At 56.0% G+C, this 15,926-nt stretch carries 17 protein-coding genes; 9 read left to right on the forward strand and 8 right to left on the reverse strand.

What is annotated here, in order from left to right; genetic code table 11:
- Positions 1-22 precede the first annotated feature (22 nt).
- From fliG to IPK79_01710, 3 genes are all read left to right on the forward strand, one after another.
- A complete protein-coding gene (fliG, locus tag IPK79_01700) occupies positions 23-1,060 on the forward strand; it encodes a flagellar motor switch protein FliG (GenBank protein MBK8189146.1) in 1,038 nt (345 codons plus the stop codon).
- Positions 1,061-1,650: 590 nt separating this feature from the next.
- Positions 1,651-2,469, forward strand: coding sequence for a hypothetical protein (locus IPK79_01705; GenBank protein ID MBK8189147.1), 819 nt, complete (start codon positions 1,651-1,653; stop codon positions 2,467-2,469).
- On the forward strand, positions 2,462-3,772 hold the full coding sequence (locus IPK79_01710; GenBank protein ID MBK8189148.1) for a FliI/YscN family ATPase: 1,311 nt from the start codon (positions 2,462-2,464) through the stop codon (positions 3,770-3,772). The genes IPK79_01705 and IPK79_01710 overlap by 8 nt, the downstream gene beginning before the upstream one ends.
- Before the next feature lie 64 nt (positions 3,773-3,836).
- Here the strand turns inward: IPK79_01710 and IPK79_01715 are convergent, their stop codons facing one another.
- Entirely contained in the window at positions 3,837-4,031 is a 195-nt protein-coding gene (locus tag IPK79_01715) for a hypothetical protein (protein ID MBK8189149.1), read from the reverse strand.
- A gap of 833 nt (positions 4,032-4,864) precedes the next feature.
- Positions 4,865-5,401 (reverse strand): hypothetical protein, encoded by a 537-nt coding sequence (locus IPK79_01720; GenBank protein ID MBK8189150.1) that lies wholly within the window; start codon positions 5,399-5,401, stop codon positions 4,865-4,867.
- Positions 5,402-5,520: 119 nt separating this feature from the next.
- Between IPK79_01720 and bioB the strand changes: the two genes are divergently transcribed.
- The 5 genes from bioB to IPK79_01745 all read left to right on the forward strand — a co-directional run bounded on the left by bioB (position 5,521) and on the right by IPK79_01745 (position 10,718).
- Positions 5,521-6,498 (forward strand): biotin synthase BioB, encoded by a 978-nt coding sequence (gene bioB, locus IPK79_01725; GenBank protein ID MBK8189151.1) that lies wholly within the window; start codon positions 5,521-5,523, stop codon positions 6,496-6,498.
- A 220-nt stretch (positions 6,499-6,718) separates the two neighbouring features.
- Complete coding sequence (locus IPK79_01730) at positions 6,719-7,015, forward strand: hypothetical protein (protein ID MBK8189152.1); 297 nt, start codon at positions 6,719-6,721, stop codon at positions 7,013-7,015.
- Positions 7,016-7,078: 63 nt separating this feature from the next.
- Complete coding sequence (locus IPK79_01735) at positions 7,079-8,773, forward strand: glycosyltransferase family 39 protein (GenBank protein MBK8189153.1); 1,695 nt, start codon at positions 7,079-7,081, stop codon at positions 8,771-8,773.
- 14 nt (positions 8,774-8,787) lie between these two features.
- Entirely contained in the window at positions 8,788-9,777 is a 990-nt protein-coding gene (locus IPK79_01740) for a glycosyltransferase family 2 protein (protein MBK8189154.1), read from the forward strand.
- A gap of 2 nt (positions 9,778-9,779) precedes the next feature.
- Positions 9,780-10,718 (forward strand): flippase-like domain-containing protein, encoded by a 939-nt coding sequence (locus tag IPK79_01745; GenBank protein MBK8189155.1) that lies wholly within the window; start codon positions 9,780-9,782, stop codon positions 10,716-10,718.
- Positions 10,719-10,875: 157 nt separating this feature from the next.
- Here IPK79_01745 and mtaB read toward each other — a convergent pair whose 3' ends face one another.
- The 5 genes from mtaB to IPK79_01770 all read right to left on the reverse strand — a co-directional run bounded on the left by mtaB (position 10,876) and on the right by IPK79_01770 (position 14,656).
- Entirely contained in the window at positions 10,876-12,231 is a 1,356-nt protein-coding gene (gene mtaB, locus IPK79_01750; protein ID MBK8189156.1) for a tRNA (N(6)-L-threonylcarbamoyladenosine(37)-C(2))-methylthiotransferase MtaB, read from the reverse strand.
- Positions 12,232-12,371: 140 nt separating this feature from the next.
- Entirely contained in the window at positions 12,372-12,611 is a 240-nt protein-coding gene (locus IPK79_01755; GenBank protein ID MBK8189157.1) for a NifU family protein, read from the reverse strand.
- 75 nt (positions 12,612-12,686) lie between these two features.
- Positions 12,687-13,043 carry an iron-sulfur cluster assembly accessory protein gene (locus IPK79_01760; GenBank protein MBK8189158.1) on the reverse strand — a complete coding sequence of 119 codons (357 nt, stop codon included), beginning with the start codon at positions 13,041-13,043 and terminating at the stop codon, positions 12,687-12,689.
- A 625-nt stretch (positions 13,044-13,668) separates the two neighbouring features.
- Complete coding sequence (locus IPK79_01765) at positions 13,669-14,121, reverse strand: hypothetical protein (GenBank protein ID MBK8189159.1); 453 nt, start codon at positions 14,119-14,121, stop codon at positions 13,669-13,671.
- A 265-nt stretch (positions 14,122-14,386) separates the two neighbouring features.
- Complete coding sequence (locus IPK79_01770) at positions 14,387-14,656, reverse strand: hypothetical protein (GenBank protein ID MBK8189160.1); 270 nt, start codon at positions 14,654-14,656, stop codon at positions 14,387-14,389.
- 252 nt (positions 14,657-14,908) lie between these two features.
- Here IPK79_01770 and IPK79_01775 point away from each other — a divergent pair, with 252 nt between their 5' ends.
- Positions 14,909-15,229 carry a hypothetical protein gene (locus tag IPK79_01775; GenBank protein MBK8189161.1) on the forward strand — a complete coding sequence of 107 codons (321 nt, stop codon included), beginning with the start codon at positions 14,909-14,911 and terminating at the stop codon, positions 15,227-15,229.
- 27 nt (positions 15,230-15,256) lie between these two features.
- Here the strand turns inward: IPK79_01775 and IPK79_01780 are convergent, their stop codons facing one another.
- A complete protein-coding gene (locus IPK79_01780; protein MBK8189162.1) occupies positions 15,257-15,550 on the reverse strand; it encodes a hypothetical protein in 294 nt (97 codons plus the stop codon).
- Between the last annotated feature and the right edge of the window lie 376 nt (positions 15,551-15,926).

Here is a 15,926-nt window from a genome sequence, read left to right on the forward strand (position 1 = left end):
GAAGGAAGCAAGCCCAACCGCCATGGCAGAAAGCGCCCTCCACGAACTCTCACTGAGCACCATGAGCAACTCCCAAAAAGTTGCGGCGCTGCTGATTGCGCTTGGCCCCAAAACCGCCTCAGAGATTATGAAAAACATCTCTGAAGAAACCGAAGTGGAACATCTGGCGCTGGAAATTGCCTCCATGAACAAGCTCTCGCCAGAGCTGCTGAATCAGGTACTCAATGAATTTTACGCCCTGTTTCAGGCCAGTGGATATTTGGCGACAGGCGGCGTCACCTACGCCCGAACTGTGTTAGAAGCTGCCTACGGCCCCTCTCAGGCTGATAAAATTCTGGAGCGTCTGGTCGCAACGCTGCAAACCAATCCCTTTGATTTTTTCAACAACGCCGATCCCGCTCAATTAGCGACCTCTTTTCAGAACGAGAATCCACAACTGGTTGCGCTGGTGCTGGCCTATCTCAAGCCCGATCGCGCCGCCGCGATCATGGGCGATTTACCTCCCGAGATGCAGGCCAACGTGGCCACGCGCATCGCCGATATGGACCGTACCAACCCCGAAGTTCTGCGCGAAGTCGAGCGCATTCTGGAGAGTAAATTCTCGTCTGTCGTGTCGGCGGACTTCAGCCTCGCGGGTGGCGTCGAATCGCTCGCCGAGATTCTCAACCGCTCGGATCGCGCCACCGAGAAAGCCATTCTCGACAATCTGGAAATGCGCGACCCCGAAACAGCCGAGCGCGTTCGCGAACTCATGTTCGTCTTCGAGGATATTATTCATCTCGACGATCGCTCTATTCAGCGCGTGTTGCGCGAAGTGGAGACCAAAGATCTAGCACTCTCACTCAAAGGCTCCAACGAAGACGTCAAGCAAAAAATCCTCCGAAATATGTCCGAGCGCGCGTCTGCGATGCTCACCGACGATATGGAATACATGGGCCCGGTCCGCGCGCGCGACGTGTCCGAGAAGCAGACTTATATTGTCGGCGTTATTCGAGCATTGGAAGCTGCCGGCGAGATCACCGTCAATCGCGGGGGCGATGAGGATGAGTATATCGCCTAATTCTGCGGATTTAAGGCTAGAATCTGGCCTTGGGAGGGCGTTCCCCCCTCCCAAGGCCCTCCCCCCTAAGCTTTCTGTTTTTTGGGGGGGCGATGCCCCCACCCCCGAACGGCGATTCATCCCAACGAAAAATATTCTTGCCGGACTCTTAACGGGGTTTGGGACCAAAACCCAAAAGGATTTAAGGCGGCGATCTGGCCTTGGGAGGGCGTTCCCCCCTCCCAAGACCCTCCCCCCTGAGCTTTCTGTTTTTTGGGGGGGCGATGCCCCCAGCCCCGAACAGCGATTCGTCCCAACGAAAAATATTCTTGCCGGACTCTTAACGGGATTTGGGACCAAAACCCAAAAGGATTTAAGGCGGCGATCTGGCCTTGGGAGGGCGTTCCCCCCTCCCAAGACCCTCCCCCCTGAGCCTTTTGATCTTGGGGGCTCCGCCCCCAAGCCCGATTGGCTGCTCTATTTGGCAGAAAATTTCCCAGAAGGACGATTAACGGGGTTTGGGGCGAAGCCCCAACCGGGAAAATCTTCAGGGGGGGGATCCAAGGGGGGGGAACGCCCCCTTGGGCCAGATCCGCAGGAGCGACACGCCAATGGCTAAAATCGATCAACGCCAAATCGCCATCGGCGCAGCAAAACAGATTGCGGGCGCAGACGACCGTGGACGCGAAATTGAACAGACGCTGGAACGCGTCACAGAAGAGCGCATCCTTCAAGCAGAACGTGAAGCGCAATTAGTGGTGCAAAAAGCGCGCCAACAAGCCGCAGACCTGATAGCGAAAGCCCATGAAACCGCTCAGGGCATACAGCAGGACGCAGAATCCCGCCGAGACGCCACGCTTCAGCAAGCGCATGACGACGGCGAGAAGGCAGGATTCCAGAAAGGACTCTCAGAAGGACTTCAGCAAGCGGAAGAACAAACCTGCGAGCTGCTCCATAGCGCCCAAACATTAATGACAGGAGCCTATCACGCGCAAAAAACCGTTCTGGAAGGCTTTATCCCTCAGGCAGCCCTCATCCTGGAGGCGGTTGGTAAACGCGTGGTCGGCGACGCGCTGAGCGCACGCCCTGAACAGCTTGTTGCACTCATCCAACAGGCGATTCACGAACTGGACGTCAGCGGGCGTGTTCGCGTTGTGATGAATCGTGACACCTTGCGAGAACTTCGCGGACATGGCGAGGCGGTAATCCAATCATTGGAGGGATTAAACCGTTTGACGCTAGAAGGCGATCCCATGCTCGCGCGCGAAGAAATTTACGCCTTGAATGAGGAGGGAGGCTTCGATATCAGCCCCCAAAATCAAGTACAACGGTATATTGAGGCGATTACGCCCACGCTCAGCCTCCCCGAAAGCGACAGCGTCAGGCAGTCGTCAGACGCCGCCAGGGCCGAGGCGAACGAAAATGCATGAATGGTCCGCCCTTCTAGAGAAAACCAGTCCGTATACGCCCGTTGGACGGGTGGAGAAGGTGATCGGGCTGATTATCGAATCGTGCGGCCCACGAGCGCGCTTGGGCGATCGATGCGATATTCTTACGGACAATGCGACTCAGCCCGTATTGCCGTGCGAAGTGGTGGGATTCCGCGAGGGCCGCGTTTTACTGATGCCGTATGGCGAGATGGAAAGCCTGTCGCCGGGCGCGCGCGTCCTCAATACCGGCGCGCCGTTTCAGGCTGCTCTTGGACCGCAATTGCTGGGGCGCATTCTCGACGGGTTGGGGAATCCGCTGGATGACCGTTTTCCGCTGCCGCAGCACCATCGCGCCTCGGTGACGGGAACGCCGCCACACCCGTTACGCCGAAAAGATATTGATGAGCGTCTGGCCATGGGCATTCGCGCCATTGACGGCTTTACGACCATCGGCAGGGGGCAGCGTATCGGCATTTTTTCCGGCTCTGGAGTCGGCAAGAGTACAACCCTTGGGATGATCGCGCGTAACAGCGAAGCCGACCTCAGCGTGATTGCGCTCATCGGCGAGCGGGGCCGCGAGGTGCGCGACTTTATCGACAATTGCTTAGGCCCGGAAGGACTCAAGCGGTCCGTGGTAATTGTCGCCACTTCAGAACAACCTGCGCTGCTAAAAATCAAAGCCGCCTTGGTGGCAACAGCCATTGCAGAGTATTTTCGGGAAACCGGCAAAAACGTTCTGCTGATGATGGATTCGCTCACGCGGGTGGCCATGGCCTTGCGAGAAGTCGGCCTGGCGGTTGGCGAGCCTCCGACCAGTCGCGGCTATACGCCCAGCGTTTTCGCCTTCATGCCCAAGCTGTTAGAGCGCGCCGGTTGCTCGGAGAGCGGTTCGATTACGGGCCTTTACACCGTGCTTGTCGAAGGCGATGACTTTAATGAGCCTGTTTCCGATACGGTTCGCGGCTTGCTCGACGGCCATATTTTGCTGACGCGCGAACTGGCTGAGCAGAACCATTTCCCTGCGGTTGACGTGCTAGGCTCCGTCAGCCGTCTAATGGTGCAGATTGCCGAAAAAGACCATCAGAAAGCGGCCGGACGTCTCAAAGACCTGCTGTCTACCTACCGAAAGGCAGAAGATCTGATTAATATTGGCGCGTACGTCAAAGGGGCCAGCGCCAAAATTGATTGCGCGGTCTCGCTCAAAGACGATATTGACCGCCTCCTGCGCCAGGGCATTCACGATAATGCGCCGTTTGACGAGACGGTTCAAGGCATTCAGGCGATTGCCGCGCGCATTGACTAAGCGTGCGCGCGGCGTCGCATTTGAGTGGTTCTTGCCTGCGTTTTTATAATAATGAGTCAGGCTTTTACGCCATTATATTCAATTGACCGCTGGCCGCCTGCGTTTCATCAGGACGGGTAATCCTGAACATAGGATTGCCTTTCAGGCCGTCGCGCGTTTTGTCCAGCGTAAGATGATTGCCATTATCGACGTTTTCCCATTCTCCTTTGCCGACGCGTTGAAAATCGGCCTGGCGACCTGCTTTATTGGTCGCCGTCATTTCATTTCCCTGAAAGGCAAATTTTCTGCCAGTCGCTTGATTTGACATCGTGACGTTCATCGCATTCCCCCTACATTGACATTCAGACCCCGTTCATTTCTTACAGAATAAAAACACTTAAAAATGCCCAATTGTCCTTCGCAGACCTGTTTTTGGGTTTATTTAATGTTGTGATATCCATTGCGGGCGCATATTCAATCTCTAAGACGCACGCCTGCTATGGCATTCCCGAAAGTCAACAGATCGTTACTCAACATCGCTTCACCTACGATAGCGTACGCAGCAATCGATAATTATGATACTTACACCAGCTGACGGGTTGGCGCTCTGAGCCGCTCCTCCTCTGCGATGGCCGATGACGCTTGCGTCTAAGCCGCCCCACGGGAAGCGGTTGGCAGATCTCCCTGATGAACGTCTCGTTCATGACAGGTCTTGCCAGAGGTATACGGTGCGAGAGACTGCATTCCCACGACATTCGTCTTGGTAATGTGTGCTCCAGTGGATGCATCGAGGGTTCTGCTTTAGCGCGTTTTCGCAAGAAAACTGCGTGCAGTGACCAGACGCCTTTCAGGCCGCTGCTGTATCGCGTAAGCGTTACGATGGCGACAGATTCGGTGTAATTCCGAAACAGGGTAAGCGGTTTCGCTTTTTGCGGCTCGTCCTGCAAGAGTGTGACGCTCAATCCCTCCAAGTACAGTCTTGGCCCCGGTCTGTCAGTTGGTACTTTTTAATATGGCGTGTAAACCGGCATGATCGTGATTGAGCGAGCAGGTCGGTTTTTTGGTAGGCGCGCATGAACGAAGACCTATAGAGCTCCGCGCATTAAAACGGTCTTACGCTTGCTGCACCTTGGCGGCGGCGTCTGAGAACATATTTTTACCAATATACTCAATGAGCGTATCTCTACCGACGCCCAGTCCGTCGTGCAAGCTACGCTGTACCAGGTTGAGTACCTCTTCCGGGTCAGGCTCGGCAAATAATTGCTCACAGGCGTATGAATAAATCGTCAATAACTCGAAGGCATCGCTGAGGTTAAACCCCAGCGCCGCAAGACCCGGGGTAGGTAATCGATAAAGCAGTCCGTAAATTTCGCGCAAGTCGTCTTGATGATCGTAAGCGCGGCGCATAAACCGACGCGTCATATATTTCTCTCGCAGCGCGGGCAGGCCGATGGAGTGCAAGGCGTATTTGCCAGTATCCGTCATTTTGGCCAGGACTTTTTCGGTGAAATTCGCGAGCAGGCGTATGGCGGCCTGACGCAAGTCTGGTTGCGACATTTTATCGAGCAGCAGCAAGAGTCGCGCGCATCCCGGATCCTGATCGTACCAGCGGCGCATCGGCCCCATGGGTTGAATTTGCGGTAACAGCATGGAAATCTCTCGTTATGAGCCGCGTCGCGCCAAATGCGCCTTGCTGGTATTATATGCCCAAGCTGTCGCCTGTAGGAACAAGCCGCGCAACGTCGCGCCTAAAGGGAATGATTTGACCCATGACGCTCGCCCCCCCCACGATTGCCGACATTGATGCCTGCTATCGCCAACCGTTTCTGGATTTGCTTTTCCAGGCCCAAGAGGTTCATCGCGCCCATCACCCGCGTAACGTGATTCAGTTGGCGACGCTTTCTAATATCAAATCGGGCAATTGCGGAGAAGATTGCGGCTATTGTTCGCAAAGCGCGCGCTACGACACAGGCGTCGCCATCAGCGGACTGCCCAGCGAAGAAGAAATTCGAGAGCAGGCGCGCGCGGCAAAATCACGCGGGTCAAGTCGATTTTGCATGGGAGCCGCCTGGCGCACGCCGCCAACGCGGGATTTTCCGAAGGTGCTGGCGCTGGTTCGCGCCGTTGCAGACGAAGGCATGGAAGCATGCGTGACGCTAGGCATGTTAAACGCCGAACAGGCGCGCGCCTTAAAAGACGCGGGTCTCACGGCTTATAACCACAACATCGACACGGCGCCCAGCCACTATGCCAATGTCGTTACCACGCGCACGATGGCCGATCGAATTGAGACGCTGGGCCACGTGGGCGATGCGGGGCTTCAGATTTGCTGCGGCGGGATTTTAGGGCTTGGCGAGAGCGTCGAGCAACGCATTGAGTTTATCGAGACGCTGTGCCACTTGCCTCATCCCCCCGAATCCGTTCCTATTAACTGCCTCACCCCGATTGCAGGCACCCCGCTCGCGGATCAGCCGCCGGTGGATCCCATCGATCTGGTGCGCACAGTCGCGACCACCCGGATTTTTCTGCCGGGGTGCAAAGTACGTCTCTCCGCAGGCCGCGCTCAGCTTTCCGACGAAGCGCAAGCCTTGTGTTTCCTGGCGGGGGCAAACTCGATTTTTGCGGGGGAGGCACTGCTCACAACCCCCAACGTCGAAGCAGATCAGGATGCCCGCCTCTTGGAAAAACTCGGTCTTCAGCCCGCCCAGCCTGCGGGGCATCAACAAACCCCGGTCAGCGCACGCTGAGGATTTTCCATAAACAGCTTGCCCGATTTACTAATAAATGTTACATTATCTGTTAATTCAACCGGATGAACGTTGGCCGTTTTTAAAATTTGATTCCTGAGCTGACGTTGCGCCCCCGATTTAATCGGCCAGATGTAAGGGCGTCAGGCATAAAGTATAGAGAGAGTCTGGGTTTGTTGAACGCGATGAAGCCGTTTTGGGCTTTGGCGGGTGGCGCTTGATGCGGCGCTGTCGATGGTACGACGCTTATCCGCGCTTGGCGTTCGCCATGCAGTTGTTGCATTTAAGTCCGCAGCGTTTGCGTTGTGAAGCGCTAGAAGAACTTTCGGCACTGCTCGACGAAATGACGGGACCGCTTCAGGCGGGCGTATTCGATTATGACGGGCTTCATAACCGCTGGTATGACGATCCCGCTGATGAAGAAGCTGTCGCCATCACACGTCTGAAGGCTGCGCCGGGTCGCGTCAAAGATGTCGCCGCTGAGCGCCTGCTGGGCGCAATTTCTCGTTGCGCCTAAGCGCAAGACGCTTCTCGTGACCCGTATTTTTACAAGCGCGGTGAAAGATCATACAATGGTGCGATGACGCTTGCTCCTTCGCCACCTGTCCTGCCCACTCCTGCACCCGCCGCTCGCGCGGAATGGGCCCCTTGGGTAGTGCCTGTAGTCTTGTTGCTGGCTTGCTTCGCCTGCTTTTTTTATGGGCTCGGCGCGTATCCCCTGTTCGACGTCGACGAACCGCGCTACGCGGAAGCCGCCCGGCAAATGCTCGTTCGCAACGACTGGATTACGCCGTATTTCAACGGCATTGTTCGCTTCGACAAGCCGCCGCTTTTTTATTGGCTCGTCGCGATGAGTTATCAGGCGCTGGGCATTAGTGAATTCGCCGCGCGCCTGATTAGCGCGCTTTGCGCGACACTCTCCGTTGCGGGCGTTTATGCGCTGGTAGCTCGCTTCTCTTCTCGTCGGGTTGCGTTGGGAGCAGCTCTGACGCTGGCCAGCAGTCTGGAATTCATCGCGCTGGCGCGCATGTCCATTACGGATATGACCCTGACGCTTTGCCTGGCGGCGACGTTGGGCTTCGCTTTTCTCGGCGTTGAGCGGAATCGTCGCTGGCTGTTAGCCGCAGGCGCTTGCGCAGGCTTGGGATTACTGGCAAAAGGGCCGGTCGCGCTAGCGCTGCCGGGAGCCATTACGCTGCTTTATTGCCTGATCACGCGACAGACGATGGCCATCTTGCGCAGCGCCTGGCTGTGGGCTGGCGCAGGCGCGGCGCTCCTGATCGCGGCGCCGTGGTACGTTGCAGCAACGCAACAAAATGGCGAGACGTTTTTACGAGCGCTCTATCAGCATAATTTTTCGCGCTATACGGGCAGCGTCGCTTATCATCCCCAACCCTGGCATTTTTATCTGCCTGTCCTGGCAATTGGCTTTTTGCCATGGAGCCTGTTTTTACCGGTGACGATCGTCGCCTTAGCGCAGGAGCGGCATTCGCTCAACGCTTCGGAACGTCGCTTAGCGCTATTCGCCAGCCTGTGGGCGGGCGGGACGCTTGCGTTCTTCAGCATGGCGAGTACTAAACTGCTGACGTATATTTTGCCGATGTTTCCGGCGCTTGCGATCGTGACGACGATGGGGTGGCCGCTCGCGCTGGAGGCTCGACGTCGCGCGTCTCTGACGAGTGCGGCGACGCTGACGCTGTTACTAGGAGCGCTCAGCGCCGCGTTTATTCTGTGGCCGAACCGCCTGTTGCCCAAGATGGCCGATACCATGTCCTCGCTGGCGCGTGATCCGTTCGCCGTAGCCATGGCCCTCACGCTAACGGCAAGCGCAGCGCTCTCGCTCGTATGGATGTTGCGGCGACGTCCTTGGCAATCGCACGCCTCTCTGGCGCTAGGTATGGCGCTGACAACGGTTTTGGCGATTGCATCCGTGATTCCTGCCGTTAATCAGGCGACACAAGGGGCCATGCTCGGATTTTTGGCGCATGTGGGCTCTCGCCCCCTCGCCAGTTTTGAAATTACCCGACCCAGCCTGACGTTTTACGGGCGGCGCGCCATTCCGCAAATCGGTAAAGACGATTATGCTAAACTAAAGTCGCTTTACCGTCAGGCGGCGGACGCCTCACCCCAGGGCGCGCTCTATCTCATTACAAAACGTAGCTTAACCCCTTCTCTTATGCCCCTGATTCCGCCTGACGCGCGTCTGAGCATCGTTTCGCAAACGCCCATTTACGTGTTGCTTTCTCTGAGCCCGACAGGAGCCGAAAAGCCGTGACCAAGCCCCATGCCATTGACGTCTCATTTATCGTACCGGTTTATAACGAAGAAGAGAACGTCGTTCCGCTGATTCAAGAGCTGTACGAGGCCGGGCTCAAACTGAATCGACCGTTTGAAATGGTTCTGGTGGATGACGGGTCGCGCGATCGCACCGTGGAAAAACTCCGGCGGCTTGCCGATAGCTTTCCCATGTTGCGAGTAGCCGTTCTCAAACGGAATTACGGGCAGACCGCGGCCACCGCTGCAGGCTTTGCGCATGCCAAAGGGCGCTATATCGTCACGCTGGATGGTGATTTGCAGAATGACCCGGCCGATGCGCCAGCGCTAATTGAGATGATGGAAACCGAGGATTTGGACATCATCAGTGGATGGCGTAAACATCGGAAAGACCGCGCTCTGACGCGAAAACTGCCGTCGGCCATCGCCAACTGGCTGATCGCTAAAGTCACCGGGGTGATGATTCACGACAACGGTTGCTCTTTGAAGGTCTATCGCTCTGAAATCGCCAAGGACGTGCCGCTCTACGGCGAGATGCACCGTTTTATTCCGGCGCTGGCCAGCATTGACGGGGCCGTGATTAAGGAAGTGCCGGTTCACCACCGTGAACGTGCGCACGGAACCAGCAAGTACGGCCTGTCTCGCACCTTTAAAGTGTTGCTCGATTTATTAACGGTCGTGCTCATGAAGCGCTTTTTCACGCGCCCCATTCACCTGTTTGGACGCGCGGGGCTGGTACTGCTGTTTCTGGGAGCGTTAGCGCTGGGCGTCCTTTTCGCTGAAAAGCTCTTATTTGGCCATGACATTGGCGCGCGCCCGATGCTATTAATGGGCGCCATGCTGGTATTGACGGGCATTCAGCTTATCAGCACTGGTCTGATTGCGGAAATTCAGGTGCGCACGTACTTTGAATCGCAACGAAAGCCTATTTACAAGGTGAAAGAAGTCATCGACGGCGCTGACACGGCCAACCCCGCACGATTGGCAGAGATCGCCGTTCGCTGACAATGGCCCGTACGTCTGTCAAAACCGCTATTAAAATCGTTCTCAGTATCGTGCTGCTGGGCATTGCCCTGTATTACGCGGGCATCCAGAAAACCATCGGCGAGCTGTCGTCGTCCAACTTGGCGTATATCCCGCTCGGCGTCGCGATTTATTTGCTCAGCCAGTGGCTCAGCTCTTATCGCTGGCAGTTTTTAGCCAGACGGCTGGAATTTCATCTGCCACTGCGTCAATTTTTTGATTTTTACATGCTGGGGATGTATTTCAATCTGTTTTTACCCGGTTCCATTGGCGGGGACGTCAGTCGGGTTTACTATCTGGCCAAAGCCCAAAACCGGCGCAAGCGTGAAGCGCTCTTGACCCTTTTGGCAGAGCGAGGGGTCGGGATGGCGGCGCTCTTGCTGCTGACAGGCGCGCTGTGCCTGACGCCTGACGCTGCGCCGATTCCGGCATGGCTGCGCCAAAGCATTTTATTGCTGTGCGCACTCATGGGGGGCGGATATGTGGCATTGCTGATCGCGCCGATTTCCCGCTGGGCGGAGCGCATTCCCAAGCTGGGCTTGTTGGCGCAGGCGCAGCCCTATTGGCGCGATTTCCCGTTACTGGCAAAATCTGTCGCGCTGTCGTTGGCGGTACAAGGCATGATGATTGGCATTCAGCTGATGATCGCTCATGCGTTGGGGATTACGGTCCAACCGCTTTATCTGACGGCCGTCTATGGCATTGTGACGCTGGTCAGCGTCACTCCATTGTTCTTTAACGGCATCGGCGTTCGTGAAGGCGCGTATCAGTGGCTCCTCATGAAAGTCGGCGTTTCAGCGCACGCCGCGATGGCGTTTGGGCTGTACTGGTTTTTGATTTCAACGCTGACAAGCCTTTGCGGCGCGTGGACGCTGTTTCGCGGCTATTACCGCGCGCCCGCTCCCGCAGAAGCAGCCTCCTGACTTCACGATTCGTCCCTTACGCGAGGCAATTTAAGGACACGAATCGTTTTTATTGGATTAGGCGTTTTCAGCTTTTCGCAGACGCCAAAAGTTTCAACCCAGCCTATGTCCCACCCTGTAACTTCTTGTTACAGGATTTTTCTTTTGTTTAATCTGTCTAATATAGCATCACCGGCGTCGCCCACGTAATATCGTCCTCGACGCTCTCGACACGCGCTGAAATCAACGCGTTCGGCTCATGGGCGGGCGTCTGAGGCGTGAGGGAAATTTTGACGTAGCGATCGGTCATGCCGCAACGACCGGACTCTTCTATTAGCGCTGGAAACGTCTTGCCTATCAAGCGATGACGGAATCGGCGATTTTTGGCGTCGATAATCGAGCGCAAATGCTCGGCGCGCGCGGTTTTCACCGACTCTGGGAGCTGATCGCCCCAGTCAGCAGCCGGGGTGCCGGGCCGCCGGGAATACCGAAAGACATGAAGATACGTCCACGGCAGCGATTCAATCAAGGCGGCGGTTTGCGCAAACATCGCCTCGGTTTCACCGGGGAATCCCACGATAATATCGGCGCCGAGTCCGGCGTCCGGCAATTGGCTTGCAATCGTCTGACAAGCGACAATCACGTCAGACGCGCGATGACGTCGACCCATCGCCTTCAAGACGTCATCGCACAAGCTTTGCGCCGACAGGTGAAGGTGTGGACAGATTCGTCCGTTACTGCGGGCAATCGTCTCAATCAGCCCATCGCTGACTTCGACCGGATCCAGCGACGTGAGACGCAGGCGCGCAGACCCTGCGGCCTCGACAAGACGTGACAACAAACCAACCAGATCAAGCCCCGCATCGAGGTCTTCATATTGTCCAATATTGATGCCGGTCAAGACCACTTCTCGATAGCCGAACGCTTCCAGTTCCTGCAATTGCGCCAGAATGTCGGCCACGCTCAGGCTGCGGCTTTTACCGCGCGCTTCCCAAATAATGCAATAGGCGCACTTAAAGTCGCAACCGTCCTGGATTTTCAGACTGGCGCGGGTGCGATCGACATCACAGGCCGCAGCTCCCGCCATCATCCGGCTTTTATCGATATCGCCGACTTGCGTCACAGGCGTGTCACCGCGCGGGACGGTTTCCAGAATATCGAGCAGACGATCTTTAAGATTATTGCCAATGACGTAATCCACGCCGGGCAACTGGCTGACGGCCTGCGGCGCGACTTGCGCATAGCACCCCGTCACGACGATACGCGCCTCCGGATTGGCCAGTCTGGCGCGTCGGATGGCGCGGCGCGAGTCGGCGTCCGCGCGTTCGGTAACAGTACATGTATTAATGACGGCGACAGAAGCGGGTTCATCAAAAGAAGTCACGCGCCAACCGCGCGCGCGAAACGCATTGGCCAGAGCAGAGGTTTCCAACTGGTTGGTCTTACAGCCCAGCGTATGGAAAGAGACCGCCCGCTCGGGCGGCGACGCAGTAACGGCGATTTCGGCCAATGAGTCTAAAACAAGCTCGGTCATGCGGGGCATTCTGACTGAAGCCAAAGTGAAACGCAATGCAGGGGCATCGCAACCAAGCCGCAAGACAGCTACATATAGATGCCGTCACGCGGGCAAAAGGTCTTGTGAAGCGCAGGATAAGCGACAGGCTGCCGATCCGGCTAAATGGCAATGACTTCCGTGACGCCGGGAACATGCTGGCGCAATTGCTCTTCGATACCCATTTTAAGGGTATACGTAGAGCTGGGGCATGAGCCGCATGCCCCTTGCAGGCGCAAACGGACGACGCCTTGCTCGGTCACATCGACAAATTCTACGTCGCCGCCGTCGGCTTGAAGATACGGACGGACGGTTTCCAACACCTGTTTGACTTTTTCGGGATCTACGGCGGTGGCGGTCATGGCAAGGGCGCTCCTATCGACGAATACTAAAAGATTAAGCCGGTCTCGAGATGAGGCGAGAGCAACGAAGATTAATCAGATACTAAAAGACGTCCCGCAGCCGCAGGCGTCTTTGGCGTTGGGGTTAGAAAATTTGAATCCGCCGTCGAGCAGATCGCGGCTAAAATCGATGCGCACGCCTGACAGATAAAGCGAAGACTTCGGGTCGACGAAGAAGCGAATGCCAGCGATCTCAAACATTTGATCGTCTGCCGCCTGAAGATCGCAGGGCTCCATACGGTATTGCAGTCCTGCGCACCCGCCGCCGACCACGCCCAGACGAATGCCAGCTGCGTCGGGCTGAGACTCCAATACGCTCTTCAGCTTGGCGATTGCGGCGTCGGTAAGGGTCACGAGCGAGGTGGTTTCGGACAAGACGGGCAAATCAATCATGGCGGGCTCTCCTGTTAGGACATTAAAACCATAACGTAAACGTCATTGTTTTTCAATCCATGAGACGCCCGAGATCCCAAATGCAAAGCCCCTTGGAGGATCTCCAAGGGGCTTTGTGAAACCGTAAAAGTTATTTCCCAGGCTGGGTGGGAGCGGCAGGCGTTTTAGGCTTTGCAGGGATGAAGGGCTTGGCAGCAATTTTCATAATAGTCACTCCTATTGAACTTCTCTGACATGATATTCGACTCTCAAACAGAGCCGAGCCTTAAAGCGGAAACCTTAAGTTCGAAAGTGTTATAACGAAAAACCTCATGCTTGTAAAGGGGGGAAGATCGGCAGTATTACTACATTGCAAGACGGTTAAGCGGCTGAAATCCGCTCGATATATCTATTATCGCCACGATCTTTCTGGAGGCGGGTGCGGGACTTTACGTTCCGGCCCTTACAACCGCTACAAAAATAGCAATTTTGGCCCACATTGAACCCGAACGCCATGCGCGCCAAAAGAAAAAGCGTCCCTTGAGGGGACGCGCGCAATGAATTAGGGGGAGGAGGAAAGAGAATATAGGTGAAGACGATAGTGTTGCGTTGCAGAGATATCGGAGTAACGCTTGAAGGTCAGGCCTTATCCGCAGGCCCGCGATAGTTGGAGAAGCCGCTTGGGGGGTGCGGCGTCGGCATGGACAACAGGAGGAGACACCCAGGCGCGAGCGCTATCGAGACGACGGGCGCGGCGCAGATAATCGGTCTCACGGAACGTGAGGAGAACGGCGTATTGCATCATATAGAAAGGCGGATTATCGAGTTCTTCCATCGTGGTGTCAGCGCAGCCGCAGCGCGTGCAGTGCGCCTGAGCAGGCAGGACCGTGTTAAAAACGGCTTTACTGGGGCGACGAACGTTACATTGGGAACAGCGCAGCGTCACCCACTGGCGGATGACGGTATCGCCGCAGTCAGGACAGATGCATTTGCCTTCGGCGTGCGACGCCCGCGGATGGGGGCACCCGATAAATGCGCGGGTCTGATCGCGTAACTGAGCGATACTGTGCGACAAAACCCCAATAATGGCGTCCAGCATTCGTCTCTCCCTTGACTCGATGCTCTTGCCCCGGCGTGTGACTGGCTTCCTTCGGCGGAGAGACGTTGGCGTCCCTGCCGTACTGAGAGAATATCTGTCTTTTAAAGAATATCAACTTTTTTCGAAAATCTTTTGAAACGCAAACGGGTCACACGCGCGCGCCTCTCATGCACCCTGAATAAGCGCAGTCAGGGCGAGCTAAAAGCCCGCCCTGACTGACAAAGAAGTGCACATTTTGTTCAAGCGTCCACTTTTTCAGGACATTTTAGGCCATCGTATCGAGCGTGGAGCCGCTCACAGAGACCGACGCTTCCACTGTAGCGGAGGAAGACGCGCTGCCTGAAGGGGTCGATGCGCTGGACGACGACTTGGCAGCTTCTTCTTCCTTGGCTTTTAAGGCTTCAGCCAACGCTTTAATCGGGTGGCCGTCGGGTAGCTTCTCGAGATTTTTCTGAATACCCGGCGGGATTTTTCCCTTACGCGCCAACCCCGGAGGGCCGCCCGCATGCGCCGCAGAATGGACGGAAGGACTCATACGCATCTCCTTCAAATTCAAAACAGGCCAAAGACGGGATTTTATAATCTTATTAAATATAAAAACAATATTTAAATCAAAATTGCCTTACGCCGCTGCGATCCGCTGCCCAGTGGGGAATTCCTCCACGCAGGGGATCTTTCAGGACGGATTCCCCTGATTGGAGGAGACGAAAGACGTTGCGCTCATCTAAACTCATGATCAGGAACAGACGCCGCCGCGAATTTGCGGCCGAAAGGGAGCCTGACGCTTATGCGCATGATGACCCGATTTGTTCAGCTGGTTGGCCTGTTTAGCGCCATAATGCTGTACTTGGCGATTGGCAGCGGCAGCGGGCTGGAATGGAGCGTGGGCCCCCACGGCGAAAAGCGCTTGGCGCTAGCGCTACGGCTTGAATTCCCAAAACCTTTGATGGCACAGCTCGACGCGTCGCAGCGCGCCTTCACTGGGTCATTGGCGAGCCCTTTAGAACACGTCGCCCGAATAGCCTCTCCAGCAGGGGAAACCCGGCCCCCTGAACCGCAGGATCCCCGACTGGCCGACTTGCCGCAGACGGCGCACTCGGCCATTTAGCGCGTGAACGGACCTGATGAGCGCCTATTAAAATGCCCGCGTTAAAGAAAACGCCAGCGGGTGTCGCCGCTCCATCGCCTTGAGGGTTTCATACGGCACGCCCAACTCGCTCAACTCTTCGCCCCCAACCTGAAAGATCGAAATGAGCCGCTGGATGTCCCCAGATAGCGGCAATGCGTAAGCGGCGTCCTGAATTAATAACAGCGCCTGGCCGCGAGACAATTCGGCTGCATTAAAGGCCATGGCGCTCGCGGAAAGCGGGCGCGGACGAATCCGTGAACGCTTTGCCGACGCGCTGGAAGCAGAAAACGCTTGCGCCATGGCCGACTCCCTCTTAAAAAATTTAAATACTCTCTATTTTTGTGTCTTTGGGCATCTGATTCGTACCAAAAGCCAGTTAATCCGCAGCTTAAGCTGCACCCTGTTCTGGAGAAGCGGCGACACCACCTTTCAAACAAGAGGTAAAATCTGAAAAGGCTTCAGAATCCGGTAAATCCCATCCCACGCCGGGAAAGAACCCTGTCCTTGCGAGCGATTGGGATGATTCTAACAGGGAATCGCTTTCACACAAGGAAAAAACGTACTACAATGCGCCATCACACTTGGCGAAAGGCGTTTGCCAAAACCCGATCAAGGGGCTTCGCGTCATTTTTACACTGAGTCACAGTCAATCATTCAGCGTCCAAGCTTCCCGTTA

The sequence above is a fragment of the Vampirovibrionales bacterium genome, from assembly GCA_016712355.1.
Classification (GTDB): domain Bacteria; phylum Cyanobacteriota; class Vampirovibrionia; order Vampirovibrionales; family Vampirovibrionaceae; genus JADJRF01.

Bases quoted from the DNA above. Each gene is read 5' to 3' on its own strand.
- fliG (MBK8189146.1), top strand. From the start codon at position 23: ATGGCAGAAAGCGCCCTCCACGAACTCTCACTGAGCACCATGAGCAAC.
- IPK79_01705 (MBK8189147.1), top strand. From the start codon at position 1,651: ATGGCTAAAATCGATCAACGCCAAATCGCCATCGGCGCAGCAAAACAG.
- IPK79_01710 (MBK8189148.1), top strand. From the start codon at position 2,462: ATGCATGAATGGTCCGCCCTTCTAGAGAAAACCAGTCCGTATACGCCC.
- IPK79_01715 (MBK8189149.1), bottom strand. From the start codon at position 4,031: ATGACGGCGACCAATAAAGCAGGTCGCCAGGCCGATTTTCAACGCGTC.
- IPK79_01720 (MBK8189150.1), bottom strand. From the start codon at position 5,401: ATGCTGTTACCGCAAATTCAACCCATGGGGCCGATGCGCCGCTGGTAC.
- bioB (MBK8189151.1), top strand. From the start codon at position 5,521: ATGACGCTCGCCCCCCCCACGATTGCCGACATTGATGCCTGCTATCGC.
- IPK79_01730 (MBK8189152.1), top strand. From the start codon at position 6,719: ATGCGGCGCTGTCGATGGTACGACGCTTATCCGCGCTTGGCGTTCGCC.
- IPK79_01735 (MBK8189153.1), top strand. From the start codon at position 7,079: ATGACGCTTGCTCCTTCGCCACCTGTCCTGCCCACTCCTGCACCCGCC.
- IPK79_01745 (MBK8189155.1), top strand. From the start codon at position 9,780: ATGGCCCGTACGTCTGTCAAAACCGCTATTAAAATCGTTCTCAGTATC.
- mtaB (MBK8189156.1), bottom strand. From the start codon at position 12,231: ATGACCGAGCTTGTTTTAGACTCATTGGCCGAAATCGCCGTTACTGCG.
- IPK79_01755 (MBK8189157.1), bottom strand. From the start codon at position 12,611: ATGACCGCCACCGCCGTAGATCCCGAAAAAGTCAAACAGGTGTTGGAA.
- IPK79_01760 (MBK8189158.1), bottom strand. From the start codon at position 13,043: ATGATTGATTTGCCCGTCTTGTCCGAAACCACCTCGCTCGTGACCCTT.
- IPK79_01765 (MBK8189159.1), bottom strand. From the start codon at position 14,121: ATGCTGGACGCCATTATTGGGGTTTTGTCGCACAGTATCGCTCAGTTA.
- IPK79_01770 (MBK8189160.1), bottom strand. From the start codon at position 14,656: ATGAGTCCTTCCGTCCATTCTGCGGCGCATGCGGGCGGCCCTCCGGGG.
- IPK79_01775 (MBK8189161.1), top strand. From the start codon at position 14,909: ATGCGCATGATGACCCGATTTGTTCAGCTGGTTGGCCTGTTTAGCGCC.
- IPK79_01780 (MBK8189162.1), bottom strand. From the start codon at position 15,550: ATGGCGCAAGCGTTTTCTGCTTCCAGCGCGTCGGCAAAGCGTTCACGG.